Raw genomic sequence first — 17912 nt, 5'->3', positions numbered from 1 at the left:
AGGCTTGCGTAAGCGCGCAGGTTTGCCTTACTTTTATTATATATAAAGGTATGGCAACAATATTCAGTAAAATCATTGCGGGAGAAATCCCCAGCTATAAAGTGGCAGAAGATGACCGCTTTTATGCTTTCCTCGACATTAACCCGATGGTAAAGGGACATACATTGGTTGTCCCGAAACGGGAAGTAGATTACATCTTTGATTTGGAAGACGAAGAACTGGCGGCGATGCATGTATTTGCCAAGCATGTGGCATTGGCCATCCAGAAAGTCTTTCCTTGCCGGAAGGTAGGCGAAGCGGTATTGGGCTTGGAAGTGCCTCATGCACACATCCATCTGATTCCGATGCAAAGTGAAAAAGACATGTTGTTCTCTAATCCGAAGTTGCAGCTGAGCGATGAGGAATTTAAGAAGATAGCCGCTGCTATACATGAAGCCTGGGAAGGCAATGCTTGATAAAATCCCCCTCCTACTTATATAATATAGCATAAAAAGCCATCCCCTGAAGGATGGCTTTTTTGTGTTGATAGATTTTTTCTTTTATGATAAAAAGGATTTATATCAGTATCCTGTTGGCAGCACTTGGGTGCATGATTTTCGCACAATCGCCAAGGTATAGGATTGAAGGAACTGTAATAGACCGGGATACACGTGAGCCGTTGGAGTTTGTCAATGTGCTGGTTATGGGTGTGGGTGTCGGTGCAGCAACCGATGCCGACGGACATTTTATTATCGGAGAAGTGCCGCCGGGTATTTATTCCCTTCAGGCTTCCATGTTAGGGTATAAGACAATCGTAACAGCTGAATATCGGGTAAATCATCGTACACCTCATATCTGGATCGAGATGGAAAAAGAAGGTGCACAGCTTTCCGAGGTGACCGTTACGGCTTCCCCTTTTCAACGGGAGGCTGAGAGTCCGGTCAGCTTGCGGGTAATCGGTATGCAGGAAATAGAAAAGGCTCCTGGCGCCAACCGTGACATATCACGTGTGGTACAGAATTATCCGGGAGTAGCGTTTTCGCCTGTTGGGTACCGTAATGACTTGATTGTACGTGGAGGAGGTCCTTCGGAAAACCGTTTCTTTTTGGATGGGATAGAAATACCCAATATCAATCATTTCAGTACGCAAGGGGCATCGGGTGGCCCTGTGGGTTTGATTGATGCGGATCTGATACGGAATGTAAAGTTTTATAGTGGCGCTTTTCCGGCAAATCGGGGAAATGCCTTGAGTTCGGTGCTTGATTTTCGTTTGCGTGATGGGGATATGGAGCATAATTCTGTAAAGGCAACGTTGGGAGCTTCGGAAGTTTCACTGACTTCTAACGGGCATTGGGGCGACAAGACTTCGTATGTAGTGTCGGTGCGCCAGTCGTATTTACAGATGTTGTTCAAACTATTGGGCTTACCTTTTCTTCCGGCATATACAGATGCTTCTTTCAAGTTGAAAACCCGGTTCGATGCTCATAACGAACTTACAGTCTTAGGCTTGGGCGGTATAGACCGGATGAGGTTGAACTTGGACATCAATGGGGAGGATGCCGAATATCTCTTGAGCTATTTGCCTAAGATAGAGCAGGAGACTTATACCGTAGGAGGGGTGTATCGGCATTATGCCGGTTCCCACGTTCAGTCGGTGACTTTGAGCCATAGCTACCTGAACAACCGGAATTTAAAATACCGGGACAATGATGAGAGCAGTGAAGATAATCTGATGTTACGTTTGCGCTCGGTAGAGCAGGAAACCCGGTTCCGGTTGGAAAACACGTCACGATGGAATGTGTGGAAGCTGAACGCCGGAGTAGAGCTGAGTTATTTGCAATATACTAATACGACCTATCAACAGGTTTTTACCGATGCTGCACATTTGTACGATTATCGTACCGATTTGGGGATATTCCGTTGGGGAGTATATGCTTCTATGGACTATACGGCTCCCGACGAGCGTTTTACGGCTTCGTTGGGTGTGCGTGCCGATGCCAATAATTATAGTGATAAGATGAAGAAACTGGACCGGCAGCTGTCTCCACGCTTGTCTGTATCATGGAGACTGGCAGAGGGCTTGTTTTTAAGCGGGCATACGGGACTGTATTACCAACTCCCGCAATATACAGCATTGGGCTTCAAGGATGAGTATGGACGATATGCAAATCGTCATTTGAATTATACTTCGGTATCGCAGACCAGTGCCGGACTGACTTGGCATCCGAATGAGACGGTGGAAGTGTCGGCAGAAGGATTTTATAAATTGTATAAGGACATGCCATTGTCTGTAGCCGATGGTATCCCTTTGTCGTGTAAGGGAAATGATTACGGGGTTATTGGAAATGAGGCTCTTGTTTCAGATGCTGAAGGACGTTCGTATGGTGTAGAGGTGATGTTTAAATGGTTGCTTGTCCAGCGTTTGAACTTGTCTTCTTCGCTCACTGTATTTAAAAGTGAGTTCCGTAAAAACAATCAAGATACTTATGTGCCTTCAGCATGGGATAATCGGTTTATATTCAATGTGAGCGGGACATATAATTTCCCTAAACAATGGAGCGTGGGTATGAAAGTATGTTGTATAGGAGGGTCGCCTTATACACCTTATGATGTGGAGAAATCATCGTTAGTAACGGCTTGGAATGCACAAGGCAAGGCGTATTATGATTACAGCCGGTATAATACAGGGCGTCTTCCTGCTTTTGGCCAATTGGATGTTCGGGTCGACAAGATGTTTTATTGGAAGAAATGTATGTTTGGCATTTATCTTGATATTCAGAATATAACGGCAAGTAAGCTGCGCCAGCCCGATGTCTTGATGAGCATCGGGGAAATAGAAAATCCTTCTGCTTCACTGGCCGAACAGCGTTATGTGATGAAGTCCATCAAACAGGAAAGTGGAACCTTGCTTCCCACTATTGGCATTACTTTCGAGTATTGATGCTTTTTTGCCCATCACAGATTACACACACATGGTAGGATAATTCCTTTTTATAGTCTGTGTAATCTGTGGTGAGTGGAATTCAGGAGTATTTCTCCCCGAATTTCATTTCTACATCGTTGATAAATTTGCGCATGGCATCTTGGTCATCTTTCTTGCAAATGAGCAATGCATTGTCGCTTGCGGCAACCAAATAACCTTCCAGACCTTGAATAACGGCCAATTGCCCTTCTGGTATGGAAATAATGTTGTCCTTGCAATTATATAATAAGGTGTTACTATGAATGATGACATTCTGGTGGGTGTCTTTGGGAGATGCATCATACAAAGATTCCCATGTACCTAAATCTGCCCAGCCGAAGTCACATAGTTGTACGTATACGTTGTTGGCTTTTTCCATAATGCTGTAATCAATGGAAATGTTGGGGCAGGAGGTAAAGTCTGGTTTGTCACATTCAACGCGCGGACATATTTCTGCCATGATTTCATGGAAAGCTTTCAGAATCGTATTGACGTGCCATACGAAAATGCCGGAGTTCCAATAAAACTCGTCACTTTGGATGAATATTTCGGCAAACTCCCGTGCAGGTTTTTCGATGAAAGTCTTTACTTTATAGAAATCTCCTTCTTTCTCTTCATCTATCTGGATATAACCGTATCCTGTATCCGGACGATTGGGTTTGATGCCCAATGTTACCAGAATATCGTTCTTCGATGCAAAGTCCAATCCTTTCAAGATGGCTTCTTTAAATTCTTCAAACTTCAGAATAAGATGGTCCGAAGGTGCTACCACGATAGTCGCGTTCGGGTTAACTTGCTGGATGATGTGCGAAGCGTATGCAATGGAAGGGGCTGTGTTGCGCCTTTCTTCTTCTACAATCAACTGTTCTTCTGGAAGCTCCGGAAGTAATTCGCACACCAGCTGCTTGTAATCTTTGTGTGTTGTAATGTAAATGTTTGTCGGTGGAATGATTTGTTTGTAACGGTCGAATGTCTGTTGCAATAAAGTTTGGCCTGTTCCGAAGAAATCCAAGAATTGTTTGGGCAGATTTTTCCTGCTGTACGGCCAAAACCGTCTTCCCATTCCTCCGGCCATAATGATACAATAGTAGTTGTTGTTCATGATAATCAGGATGGCTTTAAAAGTTTATGCTAAGATAGCAGATTATTTTGAATAAACCACTCGATACGCTTCTAAATAGTGTTAGACAAATTTTTTTTCACTTTTTTATTCATATCCTTTGTAATTTCAAAAGATTTGTCTATCTTTGCACCGCAATTCAACGGAATGCCCAGATGGCGGAATCGGTAGACGCGCTGGTCTCAAACACCAGTGGAGTAAAATCCATCCCGGTTCGACCCCGGGTCTGGGTACTTTAAATCCCTGATAATCGACTGATTATCAGGGATTTTTCTTTTTATCGGGCGTACTAAAAGTGTACTTCCTGACGAAAAGGAGAAGAAAGGGTACTTTCGTTGTTTCGGCACCCTTATATTTATGCTTTATTAACGAAGGTGTTGCATATTTCTTCCTTTCTCCTGCTTTTGTTTGCTTTGAAAACGGTATCCATCACTTATCTTTGTAACCCAAACCGATTTTAATGCACAACGTATATGGAAGATTTCAGAGAAACCAACTTCAAAAAGATACAGCAGTTACTTGATAAATGTGTTGCCCATGAATACGGAATGAAAACTAATGCGCTTGCCTTAAAGCGTGAATACCTAACGGAAGCACAAATGAAAGACTACATCCGGCAAGAAATTTTCAACGTAACCGAGAACCTTGTATCCCTATGCCAAAAGAACCGTGCCTTGCACAATATACGTTTTGACATACTGATGCCGGACTTCTTTTGGGAAAGCGGTTTCTTCGAGAATCTCTCTTTTGACGAGCGGAAAAAATATATTTCGTTCCAATGTTCTTCTTTTGATATGGACAAATACCTGCAATCTTCTACCTGCTATGATGAGCTGCTTCCGTTCTTTTCTTCCATTGTGCGCCTTGTCATGCAGACCCAATATCTAAAATACCTCCAACAATCAGAGGACGCCAGTCCTGTCCCTATTCCTTTGGAAGAGAAATCAGAAGAACAGCCAAAAGAAGAAGAGAAGGCACAGCCCGAGCTGACTAAGATAGTCGGGAAATTCAATCCGTTCAAATCAGTCCTTACCCCGAAACAAATTAAGCTGCTGGTCGAATGCACCAACGAAGCGCATATATTCACGACAACTGTCACACAGAAAATCCTTTCGGACTTCTTCGCCTGTAAACTGAACGGGGTCTTGAAATCCAACAACAACCGCTTGCTGGCTTATCTGATGATGCAGCTTAGCTGCTACAACTATATCGCTTATGAGTGGCAGTCCGTCATTGCCAACAACCGGCTTGTACTTGCCAAGATAAAAGACAAGCACCTCACACGCAGCGATTTGTCGAGCGCGACAGACAACGTGAAGTGCATCTACCCGAAAGGATATGAAATCATAGACAAATACATCAAGCAACTGCAAAAAGGTTGAGCATAGTCTGAGCGGTCAAACAAAGCTCAATTAGTCTTCATTTTCAAGTCCTTAACTTTGCCCCCGTTAACAAAACGATGCGGCATGTCTGCATAGGTCAAAACAGAAAATATTTCACGTGAGTTACCCGTAACTTATGTGTAGATGTTTTGGAAGATGCCGATTTTTGCCCCATCAAAAAAGAAACGAGGGTGCGCACCTTCATATTGTATCACCGAAAAGTTAAAGACAATATGGAAAAGACTTTGGAAATGCGAGTGGAAGAACTCGAAAAAATGCTGTTTATGACCAAGAATGTGCTTAACTTTGATGAAGCGAGCACATTTCTCAACTTGTCCAAAAGTTACCTTTACAAGCTGACTTCGGGCAATCTGATTCCCCACTACAAGCCGCAGGGGAAAATGCTCTATTTTGAGAAATCCGAACTGGAAGCATGGCTCCGTCAGAATCCAGTAAAGACCAAAACGCAGATAGAGCAGGAAGCGCAGAAGTATATCCTCAACCGTCCCTTAAAGAAGTAAAGCCCATGGAAAACAAAAAAAGCATAGAGGCTAAAGGGAATGCCATCATGAAGAAGGAGGACTTCGCAGCTCTTTGGAAGAGCATCCGCCTGAAAGTGACAGATACCTACGACGTGCCGCCCGAAATCCTTTGGGTGAACGGCTCCACCATCGGAACTTTGGGCAATTTCAGCGCGTCCACAGGAAAGGCGAAAAGCAAAAAGACGTTCAACATCTCCGCCATCGTTGCGGCGGCGTTGACCAATGACGAGGTACTGCACTATTCAGCGTGCCTGCCTCCGGACAAACGGAAAATCCTTTATGTGGATACCGAACAGAGCAGATACCATTGTCATAAGGTGATGGAACGCATCCTGCGGCTTGCCGGGCTTCCGACCGACCAGGACAGGGACGACTTTGTTTTCATCGTGCTTCGGGAACAGACCCCTGATATGCGGAAGCGGATTATCGAGTATATGCTGGAGAACATGCCCGATGTGGGGCTGCTCATCATTGACGGCATCCGCGACCTGATGTATGACATCAACAGTCCCAGCGAATCAACCGACCTGATAAACCTGCTCATGCGCTGGTCAAGCGGGTATAACCTGCACATTCATACCGTGCTGCACCTGAACAAAGGGGACGACAACACGAGGGGGCACATCGGCACAGAACTGAACAACAAGGCGGAAACCGTCCTGCAAATCACCAAGAGTATGCAGGACAGAAACATCAGCGAGGTAAAAGCGACACACATACGCGACCGGGACTTCGAGCCTTTCGCTTTCCGCATCAACGACAGCGCATTGCCCGAAGTCGTAGACGGCTATGTATTCCAGCAGCCCAAGCAGGAAAAAAGTTTCCCGCTTACGGAACTGACCGAACAGCAGCACCGCACTGCATTGGAAAACGGTTTCGGGAAACGCACCGTGCAGGGCTATTCCAACGTCATACAGGCGTTGAAGCAGGGTTATGCAAGCATCGGCTACGAGCGTGGGCGCAATGTTCTTGTGGCACTGAACACGTTCCTCGTGAACAAGCGTATGATTGTAAAGGAAGGAAAGGGATACCGTTACAATCCCGATTTTCACTACTAAAAACAAGTTTGGTTTAGTACGGGCATATATATAAGGGGAACAGACTTCCCGTTTCCCGTCACTTCCGGCAATCAAGTCCGGTACAGTACGGGCGTATGTATGAAGGTCTAAACCGGACTGGCACACTTCCCTATTATTCATCACCCGCTAAAAAGTTTGCATTATGAACATTGAAGAAGCAAAGAAAATACACATCGCCGATTACCTGCACAGCCTGGGATATTCACCCGTCAAGCAGCAGGGAGCGAACCTATGGTACAAATCGCCACTAAGGGAGGAACATGAAGCGTCCTTCAAGGTGAACAACGAGCGCAACCTATGGTATGACTATGGCGCAGGCAAGGGCGGCAACATCATCGCACTGGCACAGGAACTTTTCTGTTCTGACCATCTGCCATACCTCTTAAACCGGATAGCAGAACAGGCACCGCATGTCCGTCCGGTCAGTTTTTCTTTTCGGCAGCAAAGGTCGGCACCGACTTTCCAACATTTGGAAGTCCGTGACCTCACCCATCCGGCATTGCTCCGTTACTTGCAGGGGCGTGGCATTGACCTAGCACTGGCAAAAAGAGAATGCAGGGAACTGCGTTTTACCCACGACGGCAAGCCCTACTTTGCCATCGGTTTCTTGAATGTGGCTGGCGGCTACGAGGTGCGCAACTCCTTTTTCAAAGGCTGCATCGCCCCGAAAGACATCACCCATATCCGGCAACAGGGTGAACCGAGGGAGAAGTGCCTGGTGTTCGAGGGCTTCATGGACTATCTTTCATTCCTCACGTTAAGGACAAAGAACTGCCCCACCATGCCCAATCTTGACAGGCAGGATTACGTCATTCTCAACTCCACCGCCAACGTGCAGAAAGCCATTGACGCATTGGGGCAGTATGAACGCATCCACTGCCTGCTCGACAATGACGGGGCAGGCATTCGGGCAACGCAAGCCATCGCAGCGGAATACTCCTACCGGGTGCGTGATTTCTCGCACAATTACCGGGGATATTCCGACCTGAACGATTACCTGTGCGGCAGGAAGCAGGAACAGAAAAACGGACAGAATCCGGTGCTAAGACAGAAGAAAGGCAAGGGTATCTAACCCAGCGTAGATAGACACTGTGACCAACGGGCAGATGCTTCTTAGGGGAAGCAAGGTTATGTTTCGGTAGACCGAAACCACCTTGCTTTGCTATCCGCAAAGGTAACCGCTCCCGTCGGTCGCAATTTTCAAGACAACTTCTAAAAACAAAAATGTATGACAGATATAAGGAACAAATCAGGCGGTCGTCCGGCAAAGAACCGGATAGACAGGCAAAGACGGGTGGTCAGTACGAAACTGACCGAGTTGCAGTATTACGCCATCAAGAAGCGGGCGGGTGAAGCCGGGCTGCGTGTCAGCGAGTATGTACGGCAGGCAGTCGTGTCTGCAGAGATAACGCCCCGGCTGAACAGGCAGGATGCGGACACCCTCCGCAAACTGGCAGGCGAAGCGAACAACATCAACCAGCTGGCGCACCGGGCAAATGCCGGAGGCTTTGCAAAAGTGGCGGTCGAACTGGTGAAACTTAAGAACAGGATTGTGGAAATCATAAGCCATTTGTCGGATGATTGGAAAAATAAGGAAAGGAAGCGGGTTTAAGGGCTGTGTGGACTACGTGCTGGGCAAGCAGCAGGCGGTCTTGCTCCATGCGGACGGAGTACTGGCGGAAAGCAGGCAGGACATTATCCGCAGCTTCTGCGCACAAGCCTCCATGAATCCCCGTTTGGGCAAGCCAGTCGGACATATCGCGCTGAGCTATTCGGTAAACGATGCGCCCAAGCTGACGGACGAGAAGATGATACAACTTGCGCAAGAGTATATGCGTGAGATGAAAATCACCGATACGCAGTACATCATCGTGCGCCACCAAGACAGGGAGCATCCGCATGTACATATCGTGTTCAACCGCGTAGGCAACGACGGCAAAACCATTTCGGACAGAAATGACATGTACCGTAACGAACAGGTGTGCAAGAAGCTGAAAGCCAAACACGGACTATACTTCGCCAAAGGCAAGGAGCAAGTTAAGCGGCACCGCCTGAAAGAGCCTGACAGGTCGAAGTACGAGATTTACACGGCTGTGAGGGATGAAATCGGCAAATCCCGGAACTGGCGGCAGTTGCAAGAGCGGCTGGCAGAAAAGGGCATCGGCATCCGCTTCAAGTATAAAGGGCGTACAGACGAGGTGCAGGGTATCTCCTTCACCAAAGGTGCCTATACGTTCAAAGGTTCGGAGATAGACCGCAGTTTCAGTTTCTCAAAGCTGGATAAGCATTTCGGAAACGCAGAAATGAATGCCGCAGAAAATAGCCGACAGCAGATAGTTCCCGCACCTATTTTGGAGCCTGAGCAAACACCGCAAAGGAACGACAGCCCTTCAATTGGCGGCTTGTTCAGCCTGTTTGATGTTTCGCCGTCTGCTCCATCGGACGAAGAAATTGACTGGAATCTGAGAAAAAAGAAGAAGAAAAAGAAAAGACAACTTAAACTGTAAACGGATATGGAAGATAATTTGATTTTGGAAGGGCTTCTTTCCATGGTCACGGAACTGAAAGAGAAGCAGGAAGCACAGGTAACACCAGCCGGACGCGAGGAAACGCTCGAAAGGCTGGATGTCATCGAACGGACATTGTCGGAGTTACGCAGGAACCCGGCGATTCCCGAAAAAGAGTTACAGGCAGTCCAAAGCCGACTTGACAACATAAGGGACGAGATGCAAGGTCAGCAGAAGCACATTGAGGACACCAAGAGAATAGCGTTGGAAACCTACCGTTGCTTCAATGTAATGGTCAAGACCCTGAACGCTTACAGGACGGAGAGGGAGGAAGCCGCTCCTTTACCGTTTTACCGGCGGATTTACAACAGGGTCGCTTCGTGGGTACGTCCAAGACTGTTCCTCTTTTCGGCAGGTCTGATTGTCTGCGCCGCTTCCCTGTACCTGAATGTCCGTCTGGCAAAACGGATGGGACAGTTGCAGGACAACGACATGAAATACCGCTTTCTGCTAATGCAGGGGCAGGCAGACGGCACCACCCTTGAATGGCTGGAGAAAAAATTCAAGTGGCAGCGGGACGGGCGTTTCATCCGCAGCCTGACGGATTCGGTGTTAAACTTTGAAGAACGTTGCCGCAAGCAGGCGGAAGCCTTGGAACGGGCAAGGTTGCTCAATGAACAGGCAGAGCAATTGAAAAGGGAAGCTGACAAGATTGCTAATCCATAAAAATGGAAAGAGAAAAGTCGGAGTAAGAAAACAAACTACCGTCAAGTTGTACTTTGGGCTTGACGGTAGTGAACTTTTTCCATAAAGGGGTTAAAAACAAAATAAAGAAAACCAACCTCTGTAGGCTATGTTACAGCTTGCTTTCTTTGTCAAACTAAAAGTTTTATCGGATGCATAATTTCGTTTACCGCAAGTTTGTCCATCTGATTTCTGACTGACTTTTGTTTACCGTCTTACAGATAGAAGAAATTATCACGGACAAAGATATCTATTATTTCACTGACGACCGATAATAACAATGTGAGATGAAGCGAAGTTTTGTCATCCTTCTCTCTACTAACGTGCATAGAGCTTATACAACGTAGCCTCCTGCAAGGTCAGGGGCTGGTTGTGGGCGAAGAAGATGATGCCGTCTGCCGGCGCATGAATCTCCGCCAGCACTTCGCCTTCTTCGGGATGAATGATGCATGCCAGCAATTCGCCTGCCCGCACCTCATCGCGTGCTGTCTTCATCCGGTAGAAAATGCCAGATACGGGAGCTTTCACACTGGTCAGGTCCGACTCGTCGATGACCTGCGAATCATAGCCGGGATGAGCGGAGGCAGTATGTACGAGGATGCTCGTCCGTTGCATAAAGCGCAAGAGAGAACCGAGGATATAAGGAGCCATAGGCCCTTCTACCTGCCCGTTTTGCCCTCCATAGACGGAATAAGCCTTCGTGTCCCAAATCTGCCAGTTGTAGTTGAGCAACGTGGTATCGAAAGGTAATGACTTGCGCAGGCAGACATAAGGGAGTCCGAACAAGCTTGCCGTCTGCACATCTTCGTATCCCGTCCGGATGATGCGTATGTGGGGAATGAAGTCACCCGGCACATAGAAACTGGCAAGTTGCACCCCAAAGGTATATCCCTGTATCGCTTCGAACAGGGCGGCGGCTATGCGCTGGGTAGTCTCCCCCTGGTCGTAGCCCGGAAACATCCGGTTGATATCGGTATTATCCATCGCCCAAAAGCGTTTCCCGATATTCATCGAATACGGATTGGCAGAGGGAATAACCAGTATCTCATGACCCGGCACCAGCCTGCCTTCCGCCTCCAGTTGCACCAGTTGTTTCACCAGTTGCGAACAGATATATTGTTGTTGTACCTCGTCGCCACGCATCGCGCCTACAATAGCGAGGCTCTTTGCTCCCGACCCGAAACGGAATCCCTGAATGCGGAACGTATCACGGAAGGGAGACTTCATGCTGAACAGGATTTCTCTTCTCATACTTTCTTTTTCATTTCATCTAAAAAGACACATTAATTCAGCCGGTGGATGCGTGCCAGCAACGAACCTTCGTAGACCACCGGATAGGCACGGAGCGTAAACAGTAGACCATGTACGGGGGCGGACACCTGCTGGAGCACCTCACCAGTAAGCGGGCTCACGACGCTCCCTATCTCCTTTCCTTCGTCCACGATGATGTTGTTCCGTATTTCGGTCAGGAAGATGCCCGAAGCCTCGGCGTTGATGAAGCTCACATTGTCTGCCACCGACACCACCGGACTGGCGATGAGATGCGGCTCGGGCTTCTCGCTCCACATGCCCATCTCATGCATCAGGTTGAGGATGCCCGTCACCAGCCGGTTGCCGTACCCATGGTTGATGCGCATGCCTACGCCCATCTCTACTACCAGCGTAGGCGTATCCGTGCTATTCAAGGAATGTGCCAAGGTAGATTCGAGTACCGTAGCCGCCTCGTGAATCCATATAAAATCAGTATTTAGCAGGCGGGCATAAGGCACCAGTCGTTCCGCCGTATTGATGTTGACCCGTACCTGGGGAATTTCACGCAAGAAGATGTTGCTCGAATGGATGTCTATCACCATGTCGGCTCCCCGCAAGTCGCGAAAGATATCGTATGCCGCCCGTTCAGCCATCGTGCCTTCAGGATTTCCCGGAAAGATACGGTTCATATCCAAATCGAAGCCGGGGATGCCGCGGGTAATGGAATCAATGCCCAGCGGATTCAGCGCCGGATAGATTTCGAGCGTACCGTCCAGCTTGTCGATGTTCTCCTGCACCATTTTGTTCAACCGGAAGCATACATACTGCCCTTCCAGCTCATCGCCGTGCGTACCGGTCACGATGCAGATGCGCTTCGTACCCTTTCCATGGCTGATGACATGTTTACGTATCAATAACCGCTCACCTACGGGGAGAGCGATTGAAACTATGGTCTTTATCATAATGTATCATCCTATTTCTTCCACGATTACACGGATTTCGGTCTGCTGGGCGGCAATGCCTGTAAAGACTCCACGGTTGACGGGACAATCCATCGCGTCACGCCCGTGTGCCACCTTGATATATCCGTACTCAATCAGGCAATTGTGCGTAGGGTCTATTCCCCGCCACTTTCCTCCGTCGAGCACCTCTACCCATGCGTGCGTGGCACCTATGCCGGCGATGAATCCGTTGGCATAACGGGCGGGTATGCCCGAAGCGCGGCACAAGGATATCAGGATGTGCGCATAGTCCTGGCATACCCCTTCCTGCAGGGCGAAAGCATCCGCCGCCGTCGTCTCGGTCCGCGTCTTGCCGGGGACATAGCGCATGTAGGCATGAATCTTTTGCGAAAGACACAAAGCCCGTTGCAGGGCAGTTCCCTCCTCCATGCCGGCAAAGAACGTCCGCATCGTCGCCGACAACACGGTCAGGCGCGACTGAACCCTGAATACGTCCGCCGTAGTGCCTTCGGGAAAACAATACGGCGTAAGGCGTACTTCCCCGCTGCTCACGAACACGAACGAGTCGTGCGGCTCCATCCGACTACCATACTGGACAGGATTCTTCCATGCGTCGGCACCGTAGATGATGCTGCCTGCCGGATGCACGAAAAGCTCCCGCTTGCCGACCTGCTGGCACGCATTGACACACGGCATGCACCGCAAGAGAAAATAGTGCCCGCCCACCGGTTTGCTGAAATGAGTAATCGTCTGGTAATTATAAAAAAATCTCTTCATTTTTCTCTATCGGTTGAAGGAATACGTCAGAGCAAGACAAGGTGGTTGAGGTATTTCAGCACCTTTGTTTTGTATTCCGCATTGTTGACATGATACAAGTTGTACAAGTCCTCGTCCAGCAGTTCGTCGAGATGTTTCTCTATCATCCGGTCGAACAGTTCTTCTTCGCCCTCACCACATTTCTTCAGGCATTCGTATGCCTCCTCAATGCGGAAATACGGATAGTCGAAGCGGACATGCATATCGATGTTTTCTACCAGCTTCCCGATTTTCAGGATGTTGCGCACCCGTTCGTCGAATACCCGTTCGTCCACCGAACCCCAGAACGCCAGCAGATAGTCGGTGATGGGTTGCAGGTCGGTGATGTTGGCGTCTTTCTTCTCCGCCGATTTCCGCAGGTAATTGAGCGAAAGCTCGACATACGAAAGTGTCTCGCTCATTATTTCCTCGCGCAAGACGATGGCATTGTCGTTCGCCGCGGTCAGTCCCGAGATGAGCGAACAAGGATTCTTCTCGTCGTACATGTATCCCAGCCGGAAACTCTCCTTGTCGGGATACGGATTGTTAGCATCCAGCTTCTGGTAATATTCCTCGTATTCCTTCGGTTCGCCGTCTATCATTTTGTCATAATACCGGCGCAACAGATGCAGGCTGATATACACCCGTTCGGTGTACCGTCCCAACCAGTAAAGGCGATTTGCTTTCGAAGCAGATATGGTGTTACACGTTATCATAGGTCAAAATAATTAGTTATGCGATTTAATGTCATTCTTCCATCACCCACGTATCCTTGAATCCTCCTCCTTGCGAAGAATTCACCACGAACGAGTCCGGATTGCGCGAAAAACGGGTCAGCCCGCTCTTCCACACCTTGGTCTGCCTGCCGCTGATGACGAAAGCACGCAGGTCTGCTTTCCGTTCCACCCGTTCGTTGCCTTCCAGTATCTCCAGGTCCTTGAAGTCGATGACCTCCTGGGCTATCCAGCGGCGCGGATCTCCGACAATCAGCCGTTTCAGTTCTTCCAGTTTTTCGGGAGTAAGGTCGCGCCCGAACACCACGCCATAGCCGCCCGCCTCGCTCACGTCCTTGATGACCAGCTTCGGGAGGTTGGCAAGGATATACTCGTAATCTTCCTTGTAATAAGGCAGATAGGTGGGAGCGTTGTGGAGCACAGGCTCCTCGCGCAGGTAATAGTCTATCATCCGGGGTACGAAATAGTAGATGCCCTTGTCGTCCGCCACCCCGTTGCCCAAGGCGTTGACCAGCGCCACATTGCCTTTCCGGTATGCCTGAACCAGATTGGGCACCCCCAACAACGAATCCGGATCGAACACCAGCGGGTCGAGATACTCGTCGCTGATACGCCGGTAGATGCAGCCCACCCGTTGCTTTTCCTTGAACAGCCCGACATAGTAGACACTGTCGTTCTCCACCATCAAGTCGCCCGGAAAAGCAAGCGTCGCCCCGGTTTTCTCCGCCAAATACGAATGTTCGAAGAAAGCGGAATTGTATCGTCCGGGCGTAAGGATGACCGAGATGCCCCGTCCGTCATTCATATAGTCTATCATCTCGCGCAACAAATCGCTGTAGTTGCGGTTGTCCGCCACGGCATTGTCCTGAAAGGTCTGTGGCGACACTTTCCGCGTGATGGTCCGTGCTATCATCGGATACGAAGCTCCCGACGGAATGCGCAGGTTGTCCTCTAGGATGAACCAACGCCCGTCTTTCGCCTGCACCAAATCGATGCCGGCTATGTGGGCGTACACCCCGTGAATGGGAGAAATGCCTTCACACTCGGGCAGATAGCCTTTCGAGGAATAGACAAACTCGGCAGGAATGATGCCGTCCTTGATGATTTTTTTCTCGTGATAGATGTCGTAAAGGAAAAGGTTGAGCGCATTGACCCGCTGGATAAGACCCTTTTCCAATTTGTCCCAGTCTTGCCGGCTGATGACCCGCGGGATGGAATCGAAAGGGAACAACTGTTCCCTGAATACTCCGTTCTTATACACGCCGAAGCGCACGCCGAACCGTTCCATCCACTTGTTCACGTTATCCCTGCTTTCAATCAATGTATCCATAATCTCGTAAATTTGTATTGCCAATTGCAGCTGCAAGCTTTCTTTTGTCTTCTGAATCCGCTACAAAGAAAAACAAAAAAACGGCACGGAGGGACGTTTTAGCGGCGTTTTGTTTATCAAATCATATATTTACTTACATTTTATCAAATTAATCCATGTATTTATTACAACATGAAATCAAATTTAGATAAAAATAATACATATTGTCAGTGAACACTTAAGCATTCTAAAAAACTAAAGAAAGGGTCGTATCATTACTCAATATAGAGCTTGATGCGACCCCTTTAAGTGTTATAGTTATAATCTGCAACTTTGGAGAGTGGTCATTTTAGTGTCAATGCACCCTCATTAAGTTCATTCTCATTTTCAGGACTTTCACCCGAAACCGTTTTGTCTGCTTCCTTCATCACTTTTTCCAACGCATCCGACACGATACTCTTATTTTCAAAACGCTTGGTATAATTGGTGTAGTCCGGGTGAATCCGTTCATAAGAGGCATCAGTAAAGAGCGGACTGGTAATGATATGGTCAGCCGTAGAGCGGTTACAGCAAAATACGATGTTTTCCACTCCTGCAAGTCGGGTCAATGCCTTCACATCCGTATCATGAGGTTGGAGGGTCATCGGGTCTGTAAAGAAAAACAGATAGTCAATCTCACCTTCCACTATACGCGACCCTATCTGCTGATCTCCTCCCAACGGACCTGACTTCAGGATGGTAATATCCCATTTGATATCAGGATGTTTTTCTTCCAAAGCCCTTTTTATCAAGGTTCCGGTAGTACCCGTGCAATAGAATTTGTGCCCTATCAGACGCTCTGAGTTCCAAAGCACCCATTCAATCATGTCCTTCTTCATGGCATCATGTGCCACAAGTCCGATTTTGCGAATAACCTTTTCCATATCTTCTGAACGTTTGTTTATTTATTGTTATCCTACTATTTTAGTTATCTGGTTAATGCAGGGGGTCTTTTGACAAAACATTCCCCTTGTCACAACGCCAACTAACCTTTATATATCAAGGACAAATATAATGGAAACAAATGACATCTCCTTTATATTAGTGATAAAAAGTATGAACCAATCGTATTTTATTGACAAAAATCATAATATTACTTCAAATAACACGCCAAAATGTTTTGATTTACTTGGATGAAAATACCATATTGTACTATCTCTACAGTGGATTTTAGGTTAGGAATACAGGTTTCTTTCATTTACCCTTATTACAACTTGTCGAGTTTAGTTTGTTCCTTTGTCTATATACCCAAACCAACCTAAACCTGTTTTTTGTTGACAGTAATAAACGTGCTGGTGAAAAGAGAAGAAATATCCCCTTTTCTCTTTTCGCCAGTAGTGCTTTTATTGCTAATAGTTTGCAGCCGAGATAAATTTTTTGATTTCTTCTTCGGAGGGGAGTTCTATCATGTACTTCTGTACGAAGATGTTCGGGTCTAATCCGGCGGTGGCGTACTTTACTAATGTGTCGCCCTTATCGGTACAGAGCAGGATGCCGACAGGCGGATTGTCATCGGGCTGCATCACTTCCGCCTTGAAGTAGTTAAGGTATAGGTTCAGTTGCGAAGCGTACTCGTGGCGGAACTTGTCTATCTTCAATTCTACGATGACGTGGCATTTCAAAATGCGGTGGTAAAACACGAGGTCGGCAAAGAAATAATTCCCGTCTATCAGGATTCTCTTTTGGCGGGTTTCGAAGCAGAAGCCATGCCCCATTTCCAAGAGGAAGCGTTGCAGGTTGTCAAGAATGGATTGTTCCAAGTCGCTTTCCGTGACCAAGGTACGGTCGTTCAGTCCGAGAAATTCCAACGTAACAGGCGTGTTAATAATGTCTTTGGGCTGTAAATGCGTGGCTTGCTGCTGCACCAAGGCAGACAAGGCTTCTTTGTTTTTCGACAATCCACTACGCTCGTAATAGAGAGAATTGATTTGCCGCTCCAATTCCTTATATGACCAGCATCCACGAATTGTTTCCATTTCATAGAATGCTCTTTTTACGGGATTGTCAATAGTGGATATAAGCATCAAATTAGAGTATGTGAGCTTATTAAAGAGTCTGTCTGCCGGAATCATCCATTCTTTTGCCTGCTTTAATTCGGCGGATGGCATCCGCCGAATGTTTGTTGTAGATTCGGCGGACGGCATCCGCCAAATTGGTTCAATGAATTCGGCGGTCAGCGAGCGCCGAATTTGCAATGTCAGATACAATGCGATAGGCTCTTTCAGTTGCGGATAAACAAGGTATAATCGCCGGAACTCACGAAACCTGCGCTCATTCAGCCCTTTGACGTTCAACCGCTGTTCCAGTTTCTTCAACAGTTGTTCGCCGTATGCGGCACGGTCTTCACCATTCTGCTCAAACTCCACGATATAGCAACCCATGAGCCAGTTGCGGGCAGTCAGGGCAAGATTTACAGCGTGTGCGGCTTGCGCCTGCAACGTGCTCTGTATCGTGCTGATATGTTTTATTAATGCTTCAAAGTCCATAGTTGCAAAGGTAAGTCTTTT

General features: G+C 47.7%; 17 protein-coding genes and 1 tRNA gene. 10 read left to right on the top strand and 8 right to left on the bottom strand.

Annotated features, from left to right (window positions below; all coding sequences use genetic code 11):
- Positions 1-50 precede the first annotated feature (50 nt).
- Positions 51-455, top strand: a complete 405-nt coding sequence (locus B5G04_RS01065; protein ID WP_022039827.1) for an HIT family protein — start codon at positions 51-53, stop codon at positions 453-455.
- 134 nt (positions 456-589) lie between these two features.
- Positions 590-2920, top strand: a complete 2331-nt coding sequence (locus tag B5G04_RS01060) for a TonB-dependent receptor (protein ID WP_239414023.1) — start codon at positions 590-592, stop codon at positions 2918-2920.
- Between the two features lie 82 nt (positions 2921-3002).
- Here the strand turns inward: B5G04_RS01060 and B5G04_RS01055 are convergent, their stop codons facing one another.
- A complete protein-coding gene (locus B5G04_RS01055; protein ID WP_087210028.1) occupies positions 3003-4046 on the bottom strand; it encodes a mannose-1-phosphate guanylyltransferase in 1044 nt (347 codons plus the stop codon).
- A 164-nt stretch (positions 4047-4210) separates the two neighbouring features.
- Here B5G04_RS01055 and B5G04_RS01050 point away from each other — a divergent pair.
- The 8 genes from B5G04_RS01050 to B5G04_RS01015 all read left to right on the top strand — a co-directional run bounded on the left by B5G04_RS01050 (position 4211) and on the right by B5G04_RS01015 (position 10297).
- Positions 4211-4294: transfer RNA gene (locus tag B5G04_RS01050), tRNA-Leu, on the top strand.
- A gap of 240 nt (positions 4295-4534) precedes the next feature.
- Positions 4535-5443: a hypothetical protein gene (locus tag B5G04_RS01045; protein WP_087395247.1), complete on the top strand. Its 909-nt coding sequence runs from the start codon at positions 4535-4537 to the stop codon at positions 5441-5443.
- 233 nt (positions 5444-5676) lie between these two features.
- Positions 5677-5964, top strand: coding sequence for a helix-turn-helix domain-containing protein (locus tag B5G04_RS01040; protein WP_087395243.1), 288 nt, complete (start codon positions 5677-5679; stop codon positions 5962-5964).
- 5 nt (positions 5965-5969) lie between these two features.
- A complete protein-coding gene (locus tag B5G04_RS01035; protein ID WP_087395240.1) occupies positions 5970-7043 on the top strand; it encodes an AAA family ATPase in 1074 nt (357 codons plus the stop codon).
- Between the two features lie 163 nt (positions 7044-7206).
- Positions 7207-8136, top strand: coding sequence for a toprim domain-containing protein (locus B5G04_RS01030; RefSeq protein WP_087395238.1), 930 nt, complete (start codon positions 7207-7209; stop codon positions 8134-8136).
- A gap of 156 nt (positions 8137-8292) precedes the next feature.
- Positions 8293-8676 (top strand): MobC family plasmid mobilization relaxosome protein, encoded by a 384-nt coding sequence (locus B5G04_RS01025; RefSeq protein ID WP_087395235.1) that lies wholly within the window; start codon positions 8293-8295, stop codon positions 8674-8676.
- Positions 8642-9571: a relaxase/mobilization nuclease domain-containing protein gene (locus B5G04_RS01020; RefSeq protein ID WP_087395232.1), complete on the top strand. Its 930-nt coding sequence runs from the start codon at positions 8642-8644 to the stop codon at positions 9569-9571. The genes B5G04_RS01025 and B5G04_RS01020 overlap by 35 nt, the downstream gene beginning before the upstream one ends.
- A 6-nt stretch (positions 9572-9577) precedes the next feature.
- Positions 9578-10297 (top strand): hypothetical protein, encoded by a 720-nt coding sequence (locus tag B5G04_RS01015; protein WP_087395229.1) that lies wholly within the window; start codon positions 9578-9580, stop codon positions 10295-10297.
- Between the two features lie 336 nt (positions 10298-10633).
- Here the strand turns inward: B5G04_RS01015 and B5G04_RS01010 are convergent, their stop codons facing one another.
- The 7 genes from B5G04_RS01010 to B5G04_RS00980 all read right to left on the bottom strand — a co-directional run bounded on the left by B5G04_RS01010 (position 10634) and on the right by B5G04_RS00980 (position 17891).
- Positions 10634-11566: a succinylglutamate desuccinylase/aspartoacylase family protein gene (locus tag B5G04_RS01010; RefSeq protein ID WP_087395226.1), complete on the bottom strand. Its 933-nt coding sequence runs from the start codon at positions 11564-11566 to the stop codon at positions 10634-10636.
- 32 nt (positions 11567-11598) lie between these two features.
- Positions 11599-12528, bottom strand: coding sequence for a M14 family metallopeptidase (locus tag B5G04_RS01005; protein ID WP_087395223.1), 930 nt, complete (start codon positions 12526-12528; stop codon positions 11599-11601).
- Positions 12529-12534: 6 nt separating this feature from the next.
- Complete coding sequence (locus tag B5G04_RS01000) at positions 12535-13305, bottom strand: transglutaminase family protein (RefSeq protein ID WP_087395220.1); 771 nt, start codon at positions 13303-13305, stop codon at positions 12535-12537.
- A 26-nt stretch (positions 13306-13331) separates the two neighbouring features.
- A complete protein-coding gene (locus tag B5G04_RS00995) occupies positions 13332-14039 on the bottom strand; it encodes an alpha-E domain-containing protein (RefSeq protein WP_087395217.1) in 708 nt (235 codons plus the stop codon).
- A gap of 31 nt (positions 14040-14070) precedes the next feature.
- Complete coding sequence (locus tag B5G04_RS00990; RefSeq protein WP_087395791.1) at positions 14071-15387, bottom strand: circularly permuted type 2 ATP-grasp protein; 1317 nt, start codon at positions 15385-15387, stop codon at positions 14071-14073.
- 323 nt (positions 15388-15710) lie between these two features.
- A complete protein-coding gene (locus B5G04_RS00985; RefSeq protein ID WP_239413996.1) occupies positions 15711-16289 on the bottom strand; it encodes a methylglyoxal synthase in 579 nt (192 codons plus the stop codon).
- Between the two features lie 465 nt (positions 16290-16754).
- Entirely contained in the window at positions 16755-17891 is a 1137-nt protein-coding gene (locus tag B5G04_RS00980; protein WP_087395214.1) for a PDDEXK nuclease domain-containing protein, read from the bottom strand.
- Positions 17892-17912 lie beyond the last annotated feature (21 nt).

It is taken from the genome of Bacteroides sp. An51A (assembly GCF_002161565.1).
GTDB lineage: Bacteria > Bacteroidota > Bacteroidia > Bacteroidales > Bacteroidaceae > Phocaeicola > Phocaeicola intestinalis.
This window is presented reverse-complemented; position numbering and strand designations above follow the sequence as displayed.